At 63.1% G+C, this 23,342-nt stretch carries 17 protein-coding genes; 11 read left to right on the plus strand and 6 right to left on the minus strand.

All coding sequences use genetic code 11. The features are described from left to right. Window positions 1-77: 77 nt before the first annotated feature. On the minus strand, window positions 78-2,792 hold the full coding sequence (locus FJ434_RS17545) for an ABC transporter ATP-binding protein (protein ID WP_140717519.1): 2,715 nt from the start codon (window positions 2,790-2,792) through the stop codon (window positions 78-80). Between the two features lie 176 nt (window positions 2,793-2,968). Between FJ434_RS17545 and FJ434_RS17550 the strand changes: the two genes are divergently transcribed. After that, complete coding sequence (locus tag FJ434_RS17550; protein ID WP_140504453.1) at window positions 2,969-3,640, plus strand: class I SAM-dependent methyltransferase; 672 nt, start codon at window positions 2,969-2,971, stop codon at window positions 3,638-3,640. 119 nt (window positions 3,641-3,759) lie between these two features. On the opposite strand, the gene FJ434_RS17555 is transcribed toward FJ434_RS17550, so the two are convergent. Genes FJ434_RS17555 through FJ434_RS17565 form a run of 3 tightly spaced genes read right to left on the minus strand, consistent with a single transcriptional unit; the run spans window position 3,760 to window position 7,413 of the window. Then, entirely contained in the window at window positions 3,760-4,956 is a 1,197-nt protein-coding gene (locus FJ434_RS17555; RefSeq protein WP_140748502.1) for a glycosyltransferase family protein, read from the minus strand. After that, window positions 4,953-6,197, minus strand: coding sequence for a glycosyltransferase (locus FJ434_RS17560; protein WP_140748505.1), 1,245 nt, complete (start codon window positions 6,195-6,197; stop codon window positions 4,953-4,955). The genes FJ434_RS17555 and FJ434_RS17560 overlap by 4 nt, the downstream gene beginning before the upstream one ends. A 1-nt stretch (window position 6,198) precedes the next feature. Further along, window positions 6,199-7,413, minus strand: a complete 1,215-nt coding sequence (locus FJ434_RS17565) for a glycosyltransferase family protein (RefSeq protein ID WP_140748508.1) — start codon at window positions 7,411-7,413, stop codon at window positions 6,199-6,201. A 1,323-nt stretch (window positions 7,414-8,736) separates the two neighbouring features. On the opposite strand from FJ434_RS17565, the gene FJ434_RS17570 reads away from it, so the two are divergent. The 5 genes from FJ434_RS17570 (at window position 8,737) to FJ434_RS30255 (ending at window position 13,704) form a co-directional block, all read left to right on the plus strand. Beyond that, on the plus strand, window positions 8,737-10,314 hold the full coding sequence (locus tag FJ434_RS17570) for an HD domain-containing phosphohydrolase (RefSeq protein WP_140504445.1): 1,578 nt from the start codon (window positions 8,737-8,739) through the stop codon (window positions 10,312-10,314). 90 nt (window positions 10,315-10,404) lie between these two features. Continuing rightward, window positions 10,405-10,677 (plus strand): hypothetical protein, encoded by a 273-nt coding sequence (locus FJ434_RS17575; protein WP_140504443.1) that lies wholly within the window; start codon window positions 10,405-10,407, stop codon window positions 10,675-10,677. Between the two features lie 75 nt (window positions 10,678-10,752). Further along, window positions 10,753-11,880, plus strand: a complete 1,128-nt coding sequence (locus FJ434_RS17580) for a substrate-binding protein (protein ID WP_140748511.1) — start codon at window positions 10,753-10,755, stop codon at window positions 11,878-11,880. A gap of 577 nt (window positions 11,881-12,457) precedes the next feature. Beyond that, on the plus strand, window positions 12,458-13,267 hold the full coding sequence (locus FJ434_RS17585) for a recombinase family protein (protein ID WP_246678298.1): 810 nt from the start codon (window positions 12,458-12,460) through the stop codon (window positions 13,265-13,267). Then, on the plus strand, window positions 13,159-13,704 hold the full coding sequence (locus FJ434_RS30255) for a hypothetical protein (protein WP_246678299.1): 546 nt from the start codon (window positions 13,159-13,161) through the stop codon (window positions 13,702-13,704). Before FJ434_RS17585 ends, FJ434_RS30255 begins: the two co-directional genes overlap by 109 nt. Window positions 13,705-13,789: 85 nt before the next feature. Here FJ434_RS30255 and FJ434_RS17590 read toward each other — a convergent pair whose 3' ends face one another. Then, the gene (locus FJ434_RS17590; RefSeq protein ID WP_140748514.1) at window positions 13,790-14,908 is read right to left on the minus strand and encodes an FAD-binding oxidoreductase; all 1,119 of its coding nucleotides are present in this window, start codon (window positions 14,906-14,908) and stop codon (window positions 13,790-13,792) included. Window positions 14,909-15,145: 237 nt separating this feature from the next. Between FJ434_RS17590 and FJ434_RS17595 the strand changes: the two genes are divergently transcribed. The 5 genes from FJ434_RS17595 to FJ434_RS17615 all read left to right on the plus strand — a co-directional run bounded on the left by FJ434_RS17595 (window position 15,146) and on the right by FJ434_RS17615 (window position 21,865). After that, the gene (locus FJ434_RS17595; protein WP_140748517.1) at window positions 15,146-16,045 is read left to right on the plus strand and encodes a LysR family transcriptional regulator; all 900 of its coding nucleotides are present in this window, start codon (window positions 15,146-15,148) and stop codon (window positions 16,043-16,045) included. Between the two features lie 88 nt (window positions 16,046-16,133). After that, window positions 16,134-18,212, plus strand: a complete 2,079-nt coding sequence (locus tag FJ434_RS17600; RefSeq protein ID WP_140748520.1) for a hydantoinase/oxoprolinase family protein — start codon at window positions 16,134-16,136, stop codon at window positions 18,210-18,212. Between the two features lie 4 nt (window positions 18,213-18,216). Next, a complete protein-coding gene (locus FJ434_RS17605) occupies window positions 18,217-20,202 on the plus strand; it encodes a hydantoinase B/oxoprolinase family protein (protein WP_140748523.1) in 1,986 nt (661 codons plus the stop codon). Next, window positions 20,199-20,501, plus strand: coding sequence for a (2Fe-2S)-binding protein (locus FJ434_RS17610; RefSeq protein ID WP_140748527.1), 303 nt, complete (start codon window positions 20,199-20,201; stop codon window positions 20,499-20,501). Before FJ434_RS17605 ends, FJ434_RS17610 begins: the two co-directional genes overlap by 4 nt. Further along, window positions 20,498-21,865 (plus strand): FAD/NAD(P)-binding oxidoreductase, encoded by a 1,368-nt coding sequence (locus FJ434_RS17615; protein WP_140748531.1) that lies wholly within the window; start codon window positions 20,498-20,500, stop codon window positions 21,863-21,865. Before FJ434_RS17610 ends, FJ434_RS17615 begins: the two co-directional genes overlap by 4 nt. A gap of 44 nt (window positions 21,866-21,909) precedes the next feature. Here FJ434_RS17615 and FJ434_RS17620 read toward each other — a convergent pair whose 3' ends face one another. Next, window positions 21,910-23,235, minus strand: a complete 1,326-nt coding sequence (locus FJ434_RS17620) for an FAD-binding oxidoreductase (RefSeq protein ID WP_140713555.1) — start codon at window positions 23,233-23,235, stop codon at window positions 21,910-21,912. Between the last annotated feature and the right edge of the window lie 107 nt (window positions 23,236-23,342).

Genomic DNA, 23,342 nt, shown 5'->3' on the forward strand with positions numbered 1-23,342 from the left:
AAACCTCAAAATTCGCGTTTGCCAGACTAGAGCAACGCGCGCCCAGATGGAATTGGTTCCGTATCCGGGACGTCGCTCTACGACACCAGTTCCTTGAAGACACCGTTGCCTGCCAAAAGTGTCTCGTGTGTTCCGTCTTCCACCAATTCACCCGAGTCGAACACGATGACGCGATCGAACATCATCGCCATGGACGGATTCGTCACCACCCAGACAATTGCCGGCGAATGGCCGTCGCGTCTGGCTTCCTCGAGAACGTTCCGCAACACCTTATCTTGCATGCGTTGATCGAGCGCCGACAGCGGCCGGTTGAGAATGAGAAAATCGGGACGCTTGAGCAGCGCTCGGGCAACGTCGAGCTTCTGTCGCTGTCCACCGGTCAGCCGCCTGCCGCCGGCGCCGACGTTGAAATCCAGGCCGACATTGAGAAGTTCGCCATAAAGCCCCAGCTCGTCAAGAAGGTCATAGAGGATGGAGCGTATGCGGTCCGGCGCGTCGGGGTGGTTGTTGCCCACACGCCCGAACAGCACATTATCCATGACAGTAGCCGCGGCGATGTATTTGCCCGGATCATACCGTTCGATCGCGTCATGCAGCTCGGTCGGCAGGTTTTCATAGAACCGGTTGCGGGCAGTGACGATCTTGCTCATCAGCTCATCGCTCAGCAGGCCGAAGCGGTGCCGGGGCTCGATATAGGCAAAGCTCAAGCTAACGATCATGGCGCGGTCGGTCTCCGAAACCGCCTCGTAGGGACGGTTCTTGAGCCGTTGCAGCAATGTTTCGTAGGCCGGTATCTCCTCGGCGCTCATGAAGGCGAGCTGCTGGAAGAACTGGTGATCGGCTGGCAGGTCGGCGAACAGCTCGATCGCCTGTTCGGCGATTTCCATGCCCATTTCGTAGAGCGTGCGGTCGAGACCGGCTTCATTGAGCACAGAAGCAAAATAGGGGTTGGCCGCCAGCGCCCTATCCGCCAGTTCAGGGCCGGCCGCAGCGCCGAAGAGCAGGTTCTGGCCGATCGTCGCTTCCTTGTTGTAGGCGCCCGGTTCGAAAGGAACCACTAGTCCGCTCAGCCCTTCCTGTTCAAGCCGGGTTCGCAACGCCGCACGCAGTTCGACGATCCGCCTGGCAAGTTCCGTGTGACGCTTGAGGTCGGCCGAAGAGCGCAAGCCAAGGTCCAGAATGTCGCGCGACAGAATAACCGCGTCGAGCACCCGGCGCACGGCTTCAAAGAGGTCGTGCGGGCCGGTGGCGCCGGCGGAAGCATAGTTGATCCAGTCGCTGCGGATATCAAGATCCGGATTGCCGGACCGGCGCGCCTCTTCGATGTTCCAGCGGTGCTGGTCTGCCGCTGCACCGTCATAAGTCACCGGTGTCAGCGGCGCATGTTTCAACCCGTAGAGCAAGTTATCGCGGAGGCTTGCCTGGAACAGGAAAACATCCGACGAGGCATACGACATGCGACGTCCGGTCACCGCTTCGGGGAGTTCAAGCAGGTCGTCGGTGCCCGAAACGATCCTTCCGCTGTCGGGCCAGTTCAGCCGCGCAAAGGCTTCTGCAAGCGCTTCGGCTCCGCCTGTTGCGGTGCTGACCAGCGCTACCGTCTCACCCGGCTTGACCTGGAGGGAGACACGGTTGAGAAGGATCGCACCGCCATCGTCTGCTATGGACAGACCGATTGCCGACAGGGGGGCGGTCATCGGATCGGGATCGTCGATCGCCAACGCCCCGATTGTAGGCGCAATGAGACCCTCCACGGTGAACTGTTCAACGACCTGCTGATATTTGACCTGGACATCCTGCCGATCCTGATCCCAGTCGATCAGTTCCTTCATCGGTCCGGGCAAGTCCTTGTAGGCGCCGATCACGGCCACGAGTTGGCCGACGTCCAGCCGGCCGCCGATGACCAGATACCCGCCGATCATGTAGAACAGAAAGGGCGTGAGCTGCGCGAGAAAATTGTTGAGGAACTTTACCATGAATTTCCATTGGTAAAGATCGAAGCGGATCTTGAAAATGAGCCCGAGCCGGGCAGCTATGTCGGCGCGCTCGTAGTTTGACGTATCGTGGACGTGAACCGCGCCGATGCCATCGACGATTTCGCCAACACGGCCCGAAAGCGCGCGCGCCGTCAATTGCCGTTGGCGCCCGAGCACGAGTAGCCGCCGCCGCATTCGCGGGATGAGCACGATCTGGATCACCACGATCACGACCGCTATCATTCCGAGCCAGACGTTCTGGACCATGATGAACAGCATGGCCGTCAGCGCCTGGCCGCCGAGCAGCACCGGCTGCAGGAAGGCATCGCCGATGAAGCCGCCCAAGGGCTCCACCTCGTCCTTCACCATGGTCGCCACTTCGGCGGATTTCACCCGCTTGAAGTAAATCGGCGGAAACCGCAGCACACGATCGACAAGATCGAAGCGGATACGCCGCAGCATGCGTTCGCCGAGACGGCCCTTGTAGGTGTTGATGTAGAGTTTGAACAGGCCGTTGATGACGACCAGCAAGAGGAACACAATGCTCAGGGCAAGCAGCGTCGCCTTGCGGCCGAGCTGAAAACCGGAGAAGAACAGGACCTCGCCAATAAACGGCAGGTTATAGTGCAACCTCATGAATGGCAGGGTCGCGCCGGGTTGCTCGAAGCCGCGGCCTTGGATCGGGCCGTTGACGATCAGCTTCGGCAGGTTGAAGGACATGAAATACGGGATCATCGAGATCACGACGATCAGCAATATCCAGACCTGCTGCTTCTTGGTGTGCGTCCAGATATAGCGGGCTAGGCTGGGTTCCATATGCGACTGTGGACCTCAGTTGGAAGGATGGATGCAAAAGCACCTGCTGGCGAATGGCGTATCGGCAATTTCTTCGTCGCCAATGACAAGCTCGAAGCTGCAGTGCACGGAAGTAGTGCTGCGCTCAGCAAGATTGCGTTGTGTCGCCCGAAATCCCAACATACAAGGCGAATATGATGGATGTCACGCAACCACGCAATGCCGGCATGGACGGGCACGAGCAAGCCTTGGACCTCACCCGAGGAATTGCGGCCTATGTCAAAAGCCCTCTCGTGGCAGGGCTGGCGCGCGTCATCGCCAAGCACCCGAAGGCCGATATCGCCAACGCCTTCAACCACAAGCAGGTCGCCTGCAAGATGTGGGCGCTCGATAGGCTGTTCGAAAGCTGCGGCGGCCGGTTCGGGCGCATATGGGTTCTGGGTGGATGGTACGGCGTACTGCCGGCAATGCTTTTCAGCGATGCCCGCTTCGACATCGCGGCGGTCGACAGCATCGACATCGATCCCGAAGTCGCGCCGGTCGCCCTGACCCTCAATCGGGAAGCCGGCGACCGGTTCCGGGCGTTGACGGCAGATATGTATGCACTCGACTATGCGGCCGGGCGTCCCGACCTGACGGTCAATACGAGCTGCGAACACATAGCCGATCTGCGCGCCTGGCTTGCTCTGCTTCCGCGGGGCACGAATGTTCTGCTGCAATCGAACGATTATTTCAGCGAGCCGACGCACGTCAACTGCGTGGCTTCGCTGGCGGCCTTCGAAGCAATGGCGGCGCTACGGGAGGTGCGGTTCTCCGGCGAACTGCCGACAAAAAATTATACGCGCTTCATGCTGATTGGAACTGTCTAATGCATTTCGCCCAACAGTGCGAGGCGCTTTTGGGCCTGCGACATACATAAAAACAACGGTTTGACCCGCGTCGCACGAGATAGAGCGGTTCTGCGTTTTCCGTGAAACGATGAACCGCTTTAGGATCCATCGTCCGTTTGATCATGAGCTTCTCTGAAACCGGGCCCCCTTTTTAGGGACCATGTTCGATACCGGTCGCGCAGGATTTGCGCCGAGTGACGGGCACCGTCCAGATTGAGGCGATGCGCGGATGGTCTAGGAGCCACAAGCGCGGCTTCGATCGCTTTCGCCAAACCTTCAGGCGTTAGGTCCCTTTCCATCACAACCGTCGCAAGACCGAGTTCTTCAAGCAGCAGGGCGCGAACCGTTTGTTCTGTTTCACCGCCGGCTGCAAATGGGACGAGCAGGGAGCGACAACCCGCGCGCAGGACATCGCAGACCGTGTTGTAACCTGCCTGCGAGACTGACAGGCGGGCGCCGGTCAGCAGGCTGGCGAAATCCTCTCGGAACCGGAAGATGGACAGGCCCGGCGTGGCATCGCGTGCGATCGCGTCAAACTCGTTTTTCGGCAGGTTTGGGCCGGTGATCAAACACCATTTCCAACCGTTGTTGGCACTCCGCGCCGCTGCGATGGTGGAGCTTACAAGGCTGCTTCCGGCAGCTCCGCCGCCAACTGACACCAGAACGTCGAAGCGCTCGGAGGCCGCGGGCGAGGGCGGCGCGGCAACGAGCCCCGTGTAGGTGACATCGGCCTTGATCGCCCCGGCCAGTGGAAATGTCTTGTCGACGGTTGCAAACGCCGGGTCGCCGTGGACCATAACAAGGTCGAAGTGCGTATTGACAAGATCAACCGTTTCCTCGTTTCGGCCCGGCTTGACGCGCTCCTGAAGGATGTCACGGATGGACGTCACCAGCAGCGGTCTGGGCGACGTCGCGTCGATGGCCTCGATCAGCGGCAAGAGTTCGAAACGCATCTGCCGACGTCCAAATGGAAACGCCTCGACAATCACGACATCAGGCCTGCAATCCCGGAATGCCTGGAGCAGCATCTCTGAACGGCGTTTCTTGAAATCATCGTCGATGGGTATGCCGTGCAGGTCGACAAGTCCGGAAAATCTTTCATCACCGGAGGTGACAGGTGGCAGGGTTACAGATTTTACCCCCGGTCCCGGAAACCCTGCAACCGGCGCTCCGCCGGTGACGATCGTCACGTCAAACCCGTCATCGACCAGAGCCGCCGCGACGCGGCTGGTGCGTGCGAGATGCCCGATACCGAGCAGGTGCTGGACATAGAGGAAGGCACGCAGTTGCTTCAATCGACGGCCCGCCACTCGCGCTCGAACAATTCCTTGAGCTGTCCAATGCTCGCCACATGATCGAAATTGCCGCGCACGTGCCGCTCTGCGGCGTCGCCTAGGCGGGCGCGCAGCACGGGATCCCGGATCAGGCGCTCCAGCGCCTGTGCCAGGGCGATTGGGCTGTTTGTCGGTACCAGCAGCCCGGTTTCATCGGGCGATATAAGCTCCGGCACACCAGAAACATCGGTGGACACGCATGCAAGCCGCTGGCTAGCTGCCTCCACAAGAACATTTGGCAAGCCGTCCCGGTCGCCATTTGCCGTGATCCTGCAGGCCAGGGCGAAGATGTCGGCGCAGCGGTAGTGCTCAAGCACCTGCTCCTGCGCAAGCGCGCCTTTCCAGGAGACGCGATCATCCAGTCCGAGCTTCTTCGCCAGCGCCTTGAGCCGTTCCAGTTCCTCGCCGTCGCCGATATGCTCGAAACGCCAGGCCAAATCGCCAGGCAAGAGGGCAAGGGCCTCCAGCAAGGTATCGTAACCTTTCTTTTCGACGGCCCGTCCGACACTCAGAACGACAACCGCTCCGCCGCGCTCCGAGCCGTCATGCTGTTGTCGCGCGTCGCCAAAACTTCCGAAGCGATGAAGGTCGAGCCCATGATAGCTCAGATGCACAGACGAGTTGCCTTTGGCGAGTTTTTCCAGTCGATCGAAGCCGGTTTTCGTGCAGGTGACTGTCCAGCGGGCCGAGGAAAGCTTGCCAGCCAAATCCCAGTCCGCCGAAGTCCAGATGTCCTTGGCATGGGCTGAGCAGCTCCAGGGCAGGCTACGTAGCTGGCTGGCGTAGCGCGTGACCGATGCCGGCGTGTGCACGAAATGCGCATGCAACCATCCCGCTCCTTCCGGCCATTCGGCCGCCAGCACGAGCGCTTGCCCGAAGCGGCGTGCGCGATTGCGCGTAAAGTCGCGGGAGATATCGGCGGCCAGCGATCCGAGCGCGCGCCAGAAGCTCGGCCGCGGCAAATAGGCACAAAGCGAGCGAAGCACGCGTAGCGGCTCGTCATGCAGATATTCCGGCAGGTAGTGGACGGGCGCTTTGATCTCGTCATGTACGGGGTGGCGTTTTGCGTCGGTGGGCCGCCTGAGTGCGACGAGTATCAAATCGAACCCCGCGCGTTCCAGACCGAGCAGTTCCTGTGCGATAAAAGTTTCCGACAGCCGCGGATAGCCCTTCAGGACCACGACGATCTTGCGACGTTGCAAGTCAGTTGGTTCCTTCAACGACAGAAAGGTGATGGCCGGCCCGCCGGTCGAGCAATTCCGCGACAATCTCGGAAATGTGAGGCAGCCCTTCCAGCGTCAGATGCGGGTTACTCTGTGAGGGGCGGGGCCGGTCCGGTAGCGCCACGAGTGCATCGGCGAATCGCTGGGAGTCCTTGGCTTCGTGCGGCAAAAGCAGCTCGATGAGGCCGAGTTCGGCTGCGCGCCGAGCGCGAATCAGTTGTTCCTGGCGTGGCTCGATGCGCGGCACGATCAACGCCGGCTTGTCGAAAGACAATATCTCGCAATAGGTGTTGTAACCGCCCATGGCCACCACCGCCTTGGCGCCGGCAATCAGGTCTTCCATGCGGTTGTCGAACTCGATCATCTTGATGTAGGGGATCTTGGCCCCCTTTTTGAGCAGCTTGTTGCGCTTGCGGGCCGGCATGTAAGGCCCAAGCACGATCAGCGCCCTGTGCTGCAGTTGCGGATCCTGCTGATAGACATCGATGACGTCGTGAATCAATTCGGCACCGTCGCCGCCGCCACCGGTGGTGACCAGGATATAATCGCCCTCGGGCCGGTGGCCTGGCAACTCGTTGCGCTGCAAGCTTCGTTGCAGGAAACCGACGAAACTCATCTTTGCCCTGACGGCCGGAGGCACATCCAGGCCGGTCAGCGGATCGTAGAAATCCGGCGGCCCGTAGACCCAGACCTTGTCGTAGAACAGGCCAATCTTGCGCATCACATCCCTGCGCGCCCACTCTGCCTCGAGCAGGTGCGGCGCATCCATCACCTCGCGCAGGCCAAGCACCAGCGTGGTGCCACGCGTCTTGAGGTAGGACAGAGTATCCTCAATCTCACCGCGCAGGCCGAGCGGTTCCTTGTCGACGATGAAGATATCCGGCCGGAAGGTCTCGGCTGTGTGGCGGATGATCGACTGGCGCATTCTCAGCGTCTCATGCAGATCGATATCCTTTTCCAGCGAGGTGTATTCGCCGTTGCGCAACTTGATGACGCTGGGGATCTTCACGAAGTCGACGCGGGCTCGGTAGTCGAACGCGCCAGCGATAGTCGCACCCGAAATGATAAGCACCTGAAGTCCGCGGAAGTCCTCGACCAGCGAATGCGCGATTGTTCGGCAGCGCTGCAAGTGGCCAAGCCCGAACGTGTCGTGGCTGTACATGAGAATTCGAGCGTTTTCTGCGTGCTGGGTCATTGTTGAACGTCTCTTGGAATTCTCGCCTTGAGGGACCGTGAGCGACGCGCCGGCTTCGAAACCATCTTGGCTTTGAAATATGAGGTCGCCATTTCAATAATGTACTACTTCTGTGGAATGCCTGTCAGACAGGCCTTCCGATTGTCTAACTCCGAAACTTGACGGGTAGCGAATATAGCCTTGCGGGAGCGGGCCGAGACTCCCTGTTGTCGTTTTGGGAGGGATCGAAGGGGAATGTGGTATCCAAAAGATCGGCAGAAATCATCCCTCTTGCTTCCAAAAAGTTCCGGTGTCTCCGAACTCCATCGGTTGGAAGCGGTCAAGGCGAATTCCGCTATTCTGCCCATATAGCCAATTGGTTGGTCGCCAGGCGTCGCTCGGCCCATATCTGTTGTGGGACGCACTTCGTGCGCCATTGCCCTCGGTCTTGGGGGACCAAAGGTGCTGCCCATCAATCTCTTGACGGGCGGTCTGATTGTGATTCTCCGACCAGAACTGAGTCATCTGTCGCCAAGCTAGCCGGAATTTCAGCAAGAATCGAGTGGATGCCAGTGCTGACAAAGCACCGCCCGCAGATGGGCGTGTGCAAGACCAGTTGCTTGTCGATTGCGATGGGCCTCGGATCCAAACGGCGGTGATTTTCCCAATCACCGCCGTTGATGCACCCAAGCCACAGGGAAGGACGGGCTAGGCACATGAGAACGATCACCAAATTAGACCTAGCGGCGAGTCCGTCAAGTCGTCCTGCGGCCTTTCACAGGAAAATACCCGATGGCCGGGACATCCAAGCGTCAATTGTCACGAACCGGTAACGACGCCCCACACCGCCGCATTCAAGGCTTGGGCGGGAAGGGGCACGTCTCTATTGGTGGGGAGCGGAGGTAATTGCTGCCTCCTTGGGAGGCGCGAGCAAGCATGAAGGACCTCGCACCTGCGAGACTTGCCTTGCCCTTTCGAATCTAGCTGTGAGCCTTCAGGAGGGTGCCCATTCGGCCCCGACCGAGAAAGCTGAATCTGGGCTGTCCGCAATGAGGGTGCACCCGATTGCGGTGTTGGCTGGGGCCTTGACCTTCGCTGAGCACGAAGCTTCTCAAAATGGAAGTCAGGTGTGAGAAGCCGTTCTGTCCGCCTCGCGGTTCTGTCGCTTAGATCAGCCCTCCTTTTAACGGGCCTCTATACGATCTGACGCCTGAAGGCCCATCGCCCGGAGACTGCCCCAAACGGTCGCTGCCCCGCCCTCTCCAGCATGCACATCCGGCTCGCGGCTTTTGCCCTTGGTGTTAGGGGCGCGCTAGGATAGCATATCTGCGGAGTGGGTATGCGATGGCAGAAGTCTCGATACGCCGAGCGGACTTCATGATGGTCCTCGCTTATGCATCGGACCTCGCGACCGGCCATTCCCGCGATTTTGCGCTGAAGTCCTGCGTGCTTGCGATGCGGATCGCCGAGTTTGCCGGCGTTTCCGATGAGGTTCGGCGCAATGCCTACCACCAGTCGATGCTGCGCTATGTCGGTTGCAATGCCGACACCGACCTTCTGTCGGCCACCTTCGGCGATGAAATCGCGCTCCGCCAGGATCTCGTCGGTCTCGACATGGGCAACCGGGCGGAACTGGGCAGGGTCTTCGTGCAGGCCTTCAAGCGGCTTTACTATGATCTCGACCCCGATGCGCAGGCCAAGGCGATTGAGGCCGCGATGTCGCAGGCGCTCGCTGTGGCCCGCCCGGTGCTCACCGCCCATTGCGAGGTCGCGCAGCGGATCGGCGTGCGGCTCGGCCTGTCCGGCGAGATCCGGCGCAACCTTGGACAGATATACGAACGCTGGGACGGCAAGGGCCTTCCGCGTGGACTGAGCGGCGAGGATGTCTTGCCCGCCGTGCGCCTGATTACATTGGCACAGGATGTCATTGCGCTCAGCGACGCCGTTGGCATCGATGCGATGGCCGAAACCATCGCCAGTCGCGGCGATGGTGCCTACGAAGCGGAGCTGGCCCGGCTCGTCTCCACCAACGCGCCCGCGCTTATGGAGGGCATCGGCGCGACGGTCGATCGCGAGACCATTTTGGCACTGGAGCCCGATCCGCCGGTAACGCTGGACGAGGCGGCTTGCGACGAAGCTTTCCTCGCCATCGCCGACATGATCGATATGCGCATGCCGTTCACGCAGGGCCATTCGCGGATGGTGTCGGAACTGGCCGAGGGCGGAGCACGACGGCTCGGGCTGCCCGAGCCCGACGTCCGCGCCCTGCGCTGGTCGGGCTGCATCCATGACATCGGCGAACTGGTGGTGCCAGTGGCCACCTGGATGCGCAACGGTCCCCTGTCCGTCCGCGAGCGCGACGCGGCACAGTTGCACGCTTATTACGGCGAGCGGGCGCTGGCTTCGTTCGGCCGCGACGGCGACGCCATGGCCGGGATGGTGCTGCGTCATCACGAACGCCTGGACGGCTCGGGCTATCACCGCAAGGTCGGCGGCTCCGATCTGTCCCCGGCGGCGAGGATCCTGGCCGCCGCCGAAGCGTTCCAGACGTCGCGGGAGGAGCGCCCTCATCGCAAGGCGCTCTCCAGCGAGGCGGCGGCGACGCAGTTGCGGGCCGCCGTCCGCGAGGGGTGCATCTGCCCCGACGCCACCGAGGCGGTACTGTCCTTCGCCGGACAGCCGTCGCGACGGCCGCCCCCGCGTTCGCTGGCCGGCATGACGCCGCGGGAGATCGAGGTGCTGCGCCTGATCGCCGCCGGCCTGACGGCGAAAGAAACGGCGCGCAGGCTCGACATTTCGCCAAAGACCGCGGACCATCATATCCAGAGCGTCTACTCCAAGATCGGCGTGGCCACCCGTGCGGCCGCCGCGCTCTATGCGGTCGAGCACGGCCTCGTCAGGCCAGGCGAAACGCAGCCATAGGGAATACACCCCATGTGCGTCGGCCGCGAGGCGCGCATCGTGATCCTGTCGACGGACCGATAGTGGCCGCGACCGACAGGAGGAAATCAGATGCTTCTCGCAACGACCAAGGTCGCGGACGTCGACCACTTCATCCATATTTTTTCGACCAAGGGCGCCGACAAGCGCCGGCTGCACGGCTCGAACGGCGCAACCGTATTCCGCGACCCGAGCGAGCCCGACCGCGTATGGGCGATCTTCGACTGGGACGCCGAGGGCTGGAAGAACTTCGTGTCGGATCCGGAAGTGCCGGCTATCCTGCAGGAAGCCGGCCATGTCGGCAAGCCGCAGGCGGCACTGCTGCTCGGCCACTACGAGGCTTGACCTTCGCGCTGCGCGCCGTCTGCCATCCGTGGCGGCGGTGCGCCCGACGAAACCCCACAATATCGGAGAGATCAGATGAACCAGAATCCCATCAAGATCGGCCTCATCGCCGAACTCACCGGCCCCTTGTCCTTCATGGGCATTGCCAACGCCAACCTTACGACCATGCTTGTCGACGACATCAACGCCGGCGGCGGCCTCCTCGGTCGGCCGGTGAAGCTCATCATCGAGGATGGCGAGACCACCGACAGCGCTGCCAAGGCAAGCGCCGCCAAACTTGTGGATGTCGACAAGGTCGACCTGGTCGTCGGCGGCATTTACAGCTCGACCCGACTGGCCATCAAGAGCGAGGCGGTGACACGGGGCAAAACGCTCTACATCTACACCGAGCAGTATGAGGGACAGGAGAACGACCCCTTGATCTTCTGCACGGGTCCGGTGCCCGCGCAGCAGGTCGAACCGCTGATACCGTGGCTGATGAAGACCACAGGGGCGAAAAGCTTCTATCTGCCGTCGGCCGACTACATCTGGCCCCACCTCTTGAACAAGGCGGCGAGCCGGGTTGTGCGCGCCAACGGCGGCGAGATTGTCGGCGAGGAGTATTTTCCGCTCGACACCGTCGATTTCCGGCGCACGGTGCAGCAGATCATGGCGAGCGGTGCCGAGGTGGTGTTCAATACGATCTTCCCACCGGGTCTGACGCCGTTCCTGGAAGAACTGCACAAGGCCGGCTTCGGTAAACGCGGCGGCAAGATCGTCTGCACCTATTTCGACGAGAACTTCCTCAACCTGGTGCCGTCCGATCAGATCGAGGGCCTCTACAGCTGCCTCGACTACTATCAGGAACTCGACGATCCGTTCGGTCGCGCGCTGTTGCGCCGCTACAGCGAACGGTTCCCCGGCAGCGCGATGTTGACCGCAGGCAGCGGCTGCACCGGCCACTACCGGGCGATCAGGATGTGGGAAGCGGCGGTGAGGGAAGCCGGCACGGTTGAGCGTGACGCGGTCATCCGGGCGCTCGATCATGCCCGGATCAACGAGGGCCCGGGCGGCCCGGCCGAGATGATACGCGGCCAGCACCATGTTCGAATGAATATGTACATTGCGCGGGCGGAGGGCGGTCGCTTTCGGGTCGTCAGCAAGCTCGGTTCGATCGATCCCAACGAACGCGTGCTTGCCGAAGAACTGAGCACCGTGAGGTGAACTGCGCAGACCTCGATTACTGTTGTTCCAACCGGCGAGGGCGGCTCGATGATGGCCTCGCCATCCACGCCCCGCGCCTCGGTCAAAGAGGCGACCGACCGACTCGCGCACTGCTTTATATAAATCTATGCAACGCGCCGCGAAGTTATTCCCAGCTGTGGGGAAAGTCTCTGGTGTAGCTATCTCGATCGTGGCTGGCAGGATCTGGATAGGCACGTTCCGGATCGGACTAGCGGCGCGATTGACAATAGGGACTGCAATCGGCGGCGTGAATTAAGCGGCGTGTACACGGCGTTTGTTGGAGAACAATCGTAGAAGGTCACCAAGACGCGTGTGAAATCTCAAAGGGTATGGGCGAACGGCAGGTCCGCAAAATCTGAACCGGGCAAGCCTCTTCGACCGCTGGCCCATGTTTGGAGTGTCGAACAGGCCGCTTCAATGCCGGCCAGGATGAGGTCGATGCCTGCGAGGAAATGATCGCGGCACTCGAGCTCCCCTAGCTACCTCGCTGGGTGATGCATGAACGGATGGGCGCTCGGTCTAGGGTTGGAGGCTATCGAGGGCAACTGTTGGCATGATGCGATATGGAAGACCTTGCCGGCATTCACAAACGCCTTTCGTTTCTTGGCATCGAAATTCGTGCCGTCCACGAGGGTGTAGTGAACACAGTCTTGGTCGGACTTCGCGGGCTTGTTGGGCAACTCTATCGAGAGGACATCGCTCACAAAGTCCGTCGGGGTCAGGCCGGCCGAGTGAGCAAGGGGCTCCATGCCGGTGGATTGACCTACGGCTACTCCTACGTGCTAGGCGACCCTGGGAAGCGACTGATCGCCGGGAAGCGGATATCGTGCGTCGTATCTTCAGGGAGTATGTTGATGGGCAGACCCCGCGTGATATCGCCCACAATCTAAATAGAGACCGCATACCACCGCCTCGTGGCCGAGCCTGGAATGCATCTACTATCAATGGAAGTGTGCAGAGAGGGACGGGGCTGCTTCACAATGAGCTTTATGCTGGCCGGCTGATCTGGAACAGGGTCAGAATGATCAAGGATCCTGATACGGGGAAAGGTGTCTCGCGTCCAAATCCCAAGGGTGAATGGCGAGTGGTCGCGGTACCGGACCTCGCCATTGTTTCGTCCGACCTGTTCGACGCAGCACAAGCACGCGAGAAGGCGCGTGCAATCACCACCCATCCATGCTATCAACGTCGACCACGGCATATGCTGACTGGGCTCCTGAGATGCGGTGCCTGTGTGCGGGAATGTCGTCAAAAGGCATGGACAAGTCCAAGCGCATTCGCATCCGTTGTTCATCGGCGACGGAAAGCGGAATATGCGCTGATCCGAAGACCTTCTACTTGGATACGGTCGAAACTGCAGTTCTGAACGGGCTTACCGCCGAGTTGCGCCACCCCGAAGTGATTGCCCAGTACGTCCAGACCTACCACGAAGAACGGAAGCGCTTGGCAGCCGACACCGATGCTAGGCGCACCCGTTTGGAGCGACGGCTTGAAGAGCTAACTCGGGAGATCGAGCGGCTGGTCAACGCCATTGCCAAAGGCCACGGCGACCCAGCTGTACTGGGACCGCAATCAACAACACTGAATGAAGAGCGCAAGTGCATTTTGGCAGAGTTGGATCGGGTACCCGCTGCGACCGGAGTGATCGCGCTGCACCCTGCGCTGCTTTTATTCCAAACCCATTTGGTGAGCTCACTATGGCGCGAAAGAAAAAATACTCCCCAGTTCGATTCTTCACGGCCGATGGCGTCGAGGTGCAAACCATTCTCGATTTGGCCGGCCCTCACAAGGATGAACTGTTGAAGCGAATCGTTGAGGCGCTGGCGCGAGACGCGGCGAGGCGGGATTTTATCGCCGAGCCTGGTCACATACCGTGAGCTCAGTCCCTTCAGGCTGCGCGGCCGAAGCGATCGATCCTGAAATCGTCGAGTGGCGTTTCACAACGGTCGGTCGCGATGAGCTCGGCCATGGCGTCGCCCACACCCGGGCCGAGCTGAAAGCCATGTCCGCTGAATCCGAAGGCGTGGAACAGGCCGGGTGTCGTCGCCGAGCGTCCCATGACCGGCAGCATGTCCCGGATATAGCCCTCGCAGCCGGACCACGTGCGGATGACCGAGACATGCGCGATTGCCGGGAGCAGCCGCGCGACGGCGCGCAATTGCATCTGGAGGCGTGTGGGGTCGGCGACCGCGTGGCCCGGATCGAGGTCCGCCGCGACCCTTTCGGCCGCGCCGCCGAAGATGATATTGCCCCGTTCGACCTGGCGTAGATAGGCGCCATGGTCCTTATCGCGCGTCCAGATGCCGACCACCGGCAGGATCCGGTGCGGCAGAGGCTCGGTCACACCCATCTGCGGGCCGCAGGCGTCGAGTGGAACCGCTTCGCCGAATTGCGCGGCGATGCGCGCGCCCCAGGCTCCGGCGGTGTTGAGCAGGCACTCGGAGGCGAATGAGCCCTTCGAACTGGTAATAAGGAAACCGGAGCCCGCATAGGTGATCTTCTCGACTTCGGCTCCCTCGATGATTTGCGCCCCCAGTCTGCGGGCCGCCGCGGCAAAGGCCGGCGCGATCAGCCGCGGATTGCCGCTGCCGTCATGCGGAGAAAATGACGCGGCGATCGCGTCGGTGCCGAGGCCGGGAAAGCGGGCGCCAATCTCGCGTGGGCCGAGTTCTTCCAGCTCGAGGCCCCAGGGCTGCGCGGCTTGGGCATAGGCCCGCATGTCGGCAAGGCTTCCTTCATCGAAGATCAGCCGGACATGACCGGTGGCGCGGAACTCGACGTCGCGGCCAAGCATCTTTTCGGCTTCGCCCCACAGTCGCAGCGAGCGGTGGGCGAGTGGAAGCTGGGACAGATGGCGTCCCGTGCGCCGGATGTTGCCGAAGGAGGCGACTGTCGCTCCAGTGCCGACCCGATTGCGCTCGATCAGCGTCACGCGCGCGCCGCGCCGGGCGAGGAAATAGGCCGAAGCCGTCCCCATCAGCCCACCGCCCAGCACGATCACATCCATGGTTATTCCCTAGAGCATGATCCCGAAAAGTGGGAACCGGTTTTCTCGGACAAACGGTTTCCGTTTGTCCAGGAGATCATGCTCCAACAAAGAGCTAGATGATGGCTGTTCGACCAAATGTCATTTTCATCTCGTGCGGAGCGAAAAATCCCTGAAGGCGCCGATCTTGTCGGCATCGCGTCATTGCGTCAAAGATGGGTTTGGACAACAACCATAAGCTAAGCCTATGGAGTGGCAATGCGTGCCCGTCAGCTCGAAGTGTTCATCGCCGTCATGCGCGCGGGCACCGTGACCGCCGCGGCGCGGACGCTGAACATCTCCCAGCCTGCGCTCAGCCAGATCCTGCTCCACACCGAGGATGAACTCGGCTTCACGCTGTTCGAGCGGGTGAAGGGCCGCCTGCGGCCGACCCCGGAGGCGCTCGAGATCTTCGCCGATGCCGAGAGGCTGTCGGCGGGACTGGAAGGCTTGCGCCGCAAGACCACCGACCTGCGTTTGGGCCGGACGGGGTTGGTGCGGGTCGCGGCCTCGCCGCCGCCGGCCATGGCTATCTTGCCGCGCGCATTCACCAGCTTCCGCGCGCAGCATCCCGATATTCTGCTGCGTTCCCATAGCGCGCCGATCGCGGCGATCGTCGACATGCTGCGCGCCGGCGATGCCAGCCTCGGCGTCGCGTTGGACGACCGGCTGCCTCCCGATATCGACGCAGAGGTGATCGGCAGCGTCGGCTTCGCCTGCCTGCTGCCCGCCGGGCATGCATTGGCCGGAAAAACTGAGTTGACCCTCGCCGATCTCGCCGGGGAAGAGTTGATATCCTATCGCGGAAACACCCGCCCCGCCGACGAGTTGGCCCACGCGGCCCGCGCGCAAGGTCTGGCGCTTTCGCCGTCGCTCGAAATCGATGTTTCCATCTCGGCGGTCGGCTTCGTCCAGGCCGGCCTGGGTGTCGCCCTGGTCGACGCGCTGCTGCCCTGGCACCAGTTTGCCGGGCTTGCCGTCAGGCCGCTCGCGAATGGGCCGGAATTTCCGATCGCGCTGCTGACGTCACGCACACGCGCTCTCTCGCGGGCCGATGAGATAATGCGCGACCAGATCCGCACCGCCTGTTCCGTCGTGCTGGGCGGTGCCAGGGCATAAGCAAGGCTTATATCATTCCTCTCCATACGTCTTGGACCATGGCCATCCTGTCGTGTCAGCTTCGGTTGCAGACAGGAAGGGACGCATCATGGATGGTGTCATCGCGGCCAACGAGGCGCGGAACGAAACCGACTGGAAGGTCGGCGTCGATATCGGCGGCACATTCATCGACTTCTGCGCGCTCGAAGCGCGCTCCGGTCGCGTCGCCTCGCTGAAAGTGCTGACGACGCCGGAGGATCCGGGCGCCGAGCTTATGACGGGCCTCACGCTTCTGGCCGAACGCGAAGGCTTTGATCCTGCCCGTGTGACGCGCTTCGTGCACGGTACGACGGTTGGCATCAACACGATCATCCAGCGCAAGGGCGCATCGCTCGCGTTGTTCACCAATGCCGGCTTCGAGGACGTCATCGAAATGGCGCGGCTGCGCATGCCGGACATGTATTCGCTGTTCTGCGCACGGCCGGAGCCGCTGATCTCGCGCGACATGGTTTTCGGCATTCCGGCCCGCATGCGTGCCGATGGGAGCGAATCCCGGGCCCCGGACATGGCGGCGGTGGAAAAGGCGGTGGCAGTGGCAAAAGCGAATGGGGCGCAAGGCATCATCGTGTCCTTCCTCCATTCCTGGCGCAATGCCGCTCAGGAAGCTTCAGTGAAGGCGACGATCACGCGTCTTGCGCCCGACCTCTTCGTCTTTTCCTCGGCCGAGGTCTGGCCGGTCATCCGCGAATACGAGCGCACCTCAACCGCTATCCTCAACGGCTATGTCCATCCGCGCGTCTGCGGCTATCTGACGGCGCTGGAACAGCGGTTGAAAAGCCGTGGCGTGCCGGCGCGTCCGATGCTGACGAAGTCGAATGGCGGACTGATGAACGCTGCCGAGGGCAAGCGCGCCTGCGTGAATATGCTTTTGTCGGGAACGGCCTCCGGTGTCATCGGCGCCTCGTGGCTGGCGCGTCAGGCAGGCGAAGACAAAGTTCTTACCCTCGACATCGGCGGCACCTCGGCCGACTTCGCGCTCATCATCGGCGGCGAGGCGCAGTTCGGCACTGGCGAGCTGATCGGCGAATTTCCACTTCATATCCCCTCCGTGTCGGTCAGTTCGATCGGTGTCGGCGGCGGCTCGATTGCCAGTATCGACGCGCAGGGGGTGCTGCGGGTCGGACCGGAATCGGCAGGTTCGACGCCGGGACCGGCCTGCTACGGCCGTGGCGGCGACAAGCCGACGGTGACGGACGCCATGGTGGTGTGTGGATGGCTCGGTCACAGCGAGATGGCCTATGGCCAGCTCAGTATCGATACCGGCCTGGCGCATCGCGCGGTCTCCGAGCTTGCCACTCGGCTCGGCCGGCCCATCGAGCAGACCGCGCAGGCGATCCTCGATATCGCGGTGTCGGAGATGTTCGTCGGGGTCGAGAAGCTCGCCTCGCGCGCCGGCGTCGACTTGCGCGACTTCACGCTGATGCCTTTCGGCGGTGGCGGGCCGATGCTCGGCGCTTTTCTTGCCCGCGAACTCGGCATGAAGCGCGTGATGGCGCCGCGCCGCCCCGGCGTGGTGTCGGCGCTCGGCGGACTGGTGGCGGATTTGCGGGGGGATTTCATTCGCACCATCTTCACCCCGCTCTCGGGCGTGTCGCTCGCCGGAATTCACGAGGCCTTTGAGGCGCTGGCGCAAGAGGGGCGCGACTGGCTTGCGGCGCAGGGGCACGACGCGGCCGCGGATCTCATTTTCTCCTGCGACATGCGCTATGTCGGGCAGAGCTATGAGATCGAGGTTGTCCTGTCGCCGCAATGGTTGGCAGATGGTGATGCGGCCGCCATCGCGCAGGCCTTCCATCTCACCCATCAGCAGCTCTACGACTTCCACGACGTTGATGGCGAGATCGAGCTCGTGAACGTGCGGCTGTCCGCAGTGGGCGGGGGGCCGAAGCTCTCCCTCCCGGAGACCGACGAGATCGACGCTCAGGCCATCCCGGCGCGCAGTCTTGCGGTCTACACGGGCGCGAGCGTCGAGACCGTCGACCTCCACAACCGGCAGACCCTCGTGCCGGGCAGCACGTTCCACGGGCCTGCCGTGGTCGTTCAGGAAGACACCACCTTCGCCATTCCTGCCGGAGCGCAGGCAAGGGTCGACCGCCATCTCAACCTTCTGCTGACCTTCGCGGGGTGACGCCATGTTTGACCGGACAAACCTTCAGGTTCTGGCGAACCATGCCCGCGCGGCCGCCGAGAACATGGCGCACACGCTGCACCGCACCGCGCACTCCGCTTTCGTCAAGGAGACCCAGGATTTCACGGTGATGCTGATGGACCGTTCAGGCGCGACCTTCGCCGTGCCGATGGAACTCGGTGCCACCTGGTACCCGGGGCTTTCGTATCGCCGCGCGATCGCGATGGTCGCCGACTATAGGCCGGGAGATGTCGCCTTCACCAACGACCCCTATTCCGGCCACGTCGCCACGCACGCGCCAGACACGCATCTGTGGAAGCCGGTCTTCGTTGACAACGACATCGTCGCCTGGACCGGTGGCCATATCCACAACACCGACATGGGTGGCGCGGTGCCGGCTTCGCTCAGCCGGGCGCTGACCGAAATCCATCAGGAAGGCATCCGCTTTCCGCCCATGAAGCTGGTGAATAAGGGCATCATTGACGAGTCGATCCTGCGGATCATGAGCACCAATGTGCGCAAGCCCGACCTTAACATCGGCGACATCAAAGCGCTGGTCGGTGCGCTCAACACCGGCGAGCGCAAGATCCAGGCAATGGTACGAAAGTTCGGCAAGGCCGGCTTCATCGAAGGCGTTTCCGCGCTTCTCGACCAGGCGGAAGCGCAGGCGCGCGACGTGCTACGTTCCATGCCCGACGGCACATGGGAGTTCGCCGATTATGCCGACGAGGATTCCGTCGAGGCCAATCCGTGCCGGCTGAAGCTGACGCTGACGATCAAGGGCGATGCGGCGGTGCTCGACTTCACCGGCTCCGATCCGCAGCTCGGCTCCTCGCTCAACGTGCCTTCCGGCGGCGACCCGCGACACACTATGCTGCTGGTGGGGGTCTACTACGTGCTCTATACCCTCAACCCCAAGATCCTGCTCAACACCGGCCTGACCCGGCCGTTTACCTGCATCACGCCCCGGGGTTCCGTGCTGAACCCGGTATACCCCGCCGCCGTAGGCATGCGCTCGCTCACCTGCGCTCGACTGCGGTCGGTCATCTTCGGCGCCTTCTCGCAGGTGATGCCTGAACGCCTGCCCGCGGCGCCGGCCGGCAACAACTGCATCGTCAACGTCATGACCACGGAAGAGCGCACCAGCCGGACCGTCATCACGGCGGTGAATCCCGTGGTGGGTGGCGGCGGCGCGATGCCGCATCGCGATGGCACCAATGGCTCGGGCGCCGATGCCGCCTATCTCAAGAACACGCCGATCGAGATCACCGAGACCGAGACCCCGGTCGAATTCGTGAAATACGGGCTCGCCAGGGACAGTGGCGGCGCGGGCCGCTGGCGCGGCGGGCTGGCGACAGAGATGGCCTTCCGCGTCTTTGCCCCTGATTCCAGGATCACGGCCCGCAACCGCGACCGCAGCTTCTTCCGTCCCTGGGGCGTGCTGGGCGGCAAGGCAGCCGGCCTGTCGGACATGATCGTCAATCCAGGGACCGAGCACGAGCGGCGGCTGGGCAACATTGACACCACTGTGCTGCAGCCCGGCGATGTGCTTGAGATCCGCTCCGCGGGAGGCGGCGGACGCGGCGATCCACGTCAACGTGAACCCTGGCGGGTCGCACAGGATGTGCGGCGCGGCTACGTCTCGGCGACAGCTGCCGAGCACGACTATGGCGTCGTCATGCACGGCGGCGAGATCGACGAGCAGGCAACGGGGCAACTGCGTGCGCGGCAGGAGCCGGCCGCCGGCCACTTCCATTTCGGTCCGGAGCGCGACGGTTATGAAGCGCAGTGGACGCCGTTGGCTTACGACCGGCTCACCACGATACTGAGGGACTTGCCGATCCATTGGCGGTTCTTCGCCAAGACGGAGATCTTCCGCCGCATGAAGGGGCGCTGGGGACCGGAGGGCGTCCAGGCGGCGTTCGACGCGGTCTGCGAACGGTTCCCCGAACTGCCGCGTCCGCGCCCCGTGCGAGAGGCCGCTGAATGATCATCGCCGGCCGCATCGTCCGGCTGGCCGAACGCCACCGGGCGCAGTTGCATTTCTTTCTCGACGGTGAGATGCGTAGGGCGCTTGCGGGCGACACCGTGCTGACCGCCATGCTGGCGTCAGGGCACGCGTTGCGAAAGTCCGAGTTCGGAGCCGAGCCGCGCGCTGGCTTCTGCCTGATGGGAGCCTGCCAGGATTGCTGGGTCTGGCAGGACGAAGGACCGCGCCTGCGGGCGTGCTCGACACTTCTCAGCGAAGGCATGCAGTTGCGCACGATGCCATCGGAGAGCTGGCTGTGAGCGAGACCCCGCCGCCTCGGATCGTAATCGTCGGCGCCGGCCCCGCCGGCATAAGGGCCGCGGCAACGCTGGTCGAGGCCGGACTCCACCCGGTGGTGATCGACGAAGCGCAGCGTGCAGGAGGACAGATCTATCGGCGCCCGCCGGACGGGTTCACCCGCACGCCGGAGCAGCTCTACGGGTCGGAGGCGGCGAAGGCCTGCGCACTGCATGCGCTCTTCGACCGGCTGTCCGCAGAGGGGCGGCTTACCCATTGCGCGGGAAGCTCGGTCATCGCCGTGCAAGAGGGGCGGCTGCACGTGCTGGGTGAGGGGGGCGTGCCGGTGCTCTTCCATGACCGCCTGATCCTTGCGACCGGTGCATCCGACCGTGTCGCTCCGGTCCCGGGCTGGCAGAGCGCCGGAGTCTACAGCCTCGGTGCGGCACAGATCGCGCTCAAGGCGCAGGGCGTGGCGCTGGGGCAGCGGATCGTCCTGATCGGATCGGGGCCTTTGCTGACGTTGGTCGGCGCCCAGCTTGTCAAGGCTGGAGCCGATGTGGCGGCGGTGTTGGATACATCTTCCTGGCGCCAACAAATGCGCGGATTCTCTGGACTTGCCGCCCGGCCGTTGGTCGCGCTGCGTGGCCTGGCTCTGCGAGCGGAGCTGGGCCGCCGCTATCATGCGGGCGTGACGCTGGAGCGCATCGAGGCCGACGGGCAAGGTGTCGTGGCCTTGCGCTGGCGTGATGCCGGCGGTCGGCAGCAGCATACGCCTTGCGACATGATCGGCATGGGCTGGCACCTGCGGGCGGAGACGCATCTGTCCGACCTGGCGGGATGCGCCTTCACCTATGACGAGCGGTGGCGGCAATGGCTGCCGAAGACCGACCAGATGGGGCGGGCTGGCAACGGCGTTTATCTGGCTGGCGATGGGGCTCGTCTTCTGGGAGCGGACGGGGCGGAGATCGCCGGGCGTCTGGCTGCAGCGGCGTGCCTTGCCGATCTTGGATTTCCAGCGCCCTCCAGCGCGGCCGATCTGCGGGAGCTTGCACGGCTCGAGCGCTTTGCCTGCGGCTTGGCTTCCGCCTTTCCCTGGCCAGCGGTGATGGCGCCGGCGCTCCCCGACGATGCGGTCGTCTGCCGCTGCGAGAATGTGACCGCCCGAGATGTGCGCGAAAATGTTGATTTTGGCGGCGGCGAAGCAAACAGGGTGAAATCGCTGTCGCGCGTCGGCATGGGCCGATGCCAGGGACGCTATTGCCAGTTGGCCGCCGTCGAACTCGTCGCGGCACGAGCCGGCTGCGCGCCAGATGCAGTTGGCCGGTTTCGCGCGCAGGCCCCTGTCCGACCAACGCCTGTCGGCGCGTTTCTCCGGGAGCACTGATGCGATTGCCAATGCCTGGCCCGGATGTCGGCATGGATCACATCCTAGAAGTCGGCGACTTTGCCCCAGACCGAACCATCGAAGCGGCGCGGATCATAGGATGTCGCATCGACGACCGGTTCCGACCCGGTCATCAGATCGGCGACGAGGTGCCCGGCGCCGGGCCCGATGCCGAAGCCGTGTCCCGAGAACCCGGCAGCCAGGAAGAAACCCGGAACGGTATCAATCTCGCCGATAGCGGGCACGCCGTCTGGCGTGCTGTCGATGTAGCCGGCCCAGGCCGCATTGATCCTGGTCTGGCGCAGTGCCGGCAGCAGATCGAGCGCTCGGGCGTGGGTCAGGCGGATGGTCGCCTGGTCCGGGGCCGGATCGAGGATGCGCATCCGCTCCATTGGCGTCGGCTGGTCGAGCCGCCAGTGCCGGAGCGTTTCGTGGCCCGAGCGCACACCCTGCAGACCGCCGGGCGCGAGGCTTCGCCACCGCTTCAGGAACATGGGCAGGAACTGCGACGAGAAGCGCAGCTGCTGCGGCGTGACGTCCACGCGGCCGCGTCCGCTTATGGCGAGCGTGTAGCCGCCGTCGCCGCGACGCGTGGCCGAAATGTTTGCGGTATGCAGCGCATCCGGCAGGCCCTCAGCGCCGGGCGAGACGGACAGGATGGAGGATCGGATCGACGCCTGCGGAAAGCGGAAGCCGAACTGATGGCAGAAGGAGGACGCCCACGCGCCGCCGGCCAGGACCGCCAGCTTCGTCCGGATCGTTCCGCTTTCGGTGACCACGCCGCTCAGGCGCCCGCCCTCGACCTCGATACCGCGCGCGGCACAATTCTGGCGGACGGCGCCTCCACGCTTGATGATGGCGCGGGCCACTGCCGGTGCCGCCCGCGACGGATCGGCGGTGCCGTCGGTCGGCGAGAAGACGCCGCCCCTCCAGCTCCGGCCGGTGGCGAGGCCCCGCGCTGTGGCCTCGGCACTGTCGAGCATGTGCGTGGTAACTCCAGCGGTTTTGGCGAAATTACGCCAACGCGCCCAACCGGCGAGTTCCGCCTCGTCATTGCTGAGATAGAGCAGGCCGCAGCGCCGGAACCCGGTGTCTTCACCGCTCTCCGCCGCAAAGCTGTCCCACAGGTCCAAGCTTCTTGTTGCCATCGGCAGCTCGCGGGCGTCGCGGTTCTGCTGGCGGCACCATCCCCAGTTTCTGCTGGACTGCTCGGCGCCGACTCGCCCCTTTTCGACAAGCGCGACCTTCAGACCGCGCCGGGCCAAGTAATAGGCCGTAAAGACACCGACGATGCCGGCGCCGATCACCACCGCGTCCGCGGACTGCGGCAGTTGCTCAGTCGTTTCGATTTGCTGCAGCGGCGTGCGCATGGTTCTCCCTGCCGTGAAGCGCCAATCTAGCGTGTTGCGCAGGCAGTCGCTGCTGCACTTGTAGCCGTAGCAGAATTTTATTCCGTCAGTCGCGTTAGAATCGGGAG

The organism is Mesorhizobium sp. B2-5-13 (genome assembly GCF_006440535.1).
Classification (GTDB): domain Bacteria; phylum Pseudomonadota; class Alphaproteobacteria; order Rhizobiales; family Rhizobiaceae; genus Mesorhizobium; species Mesorhizobium salmacidum.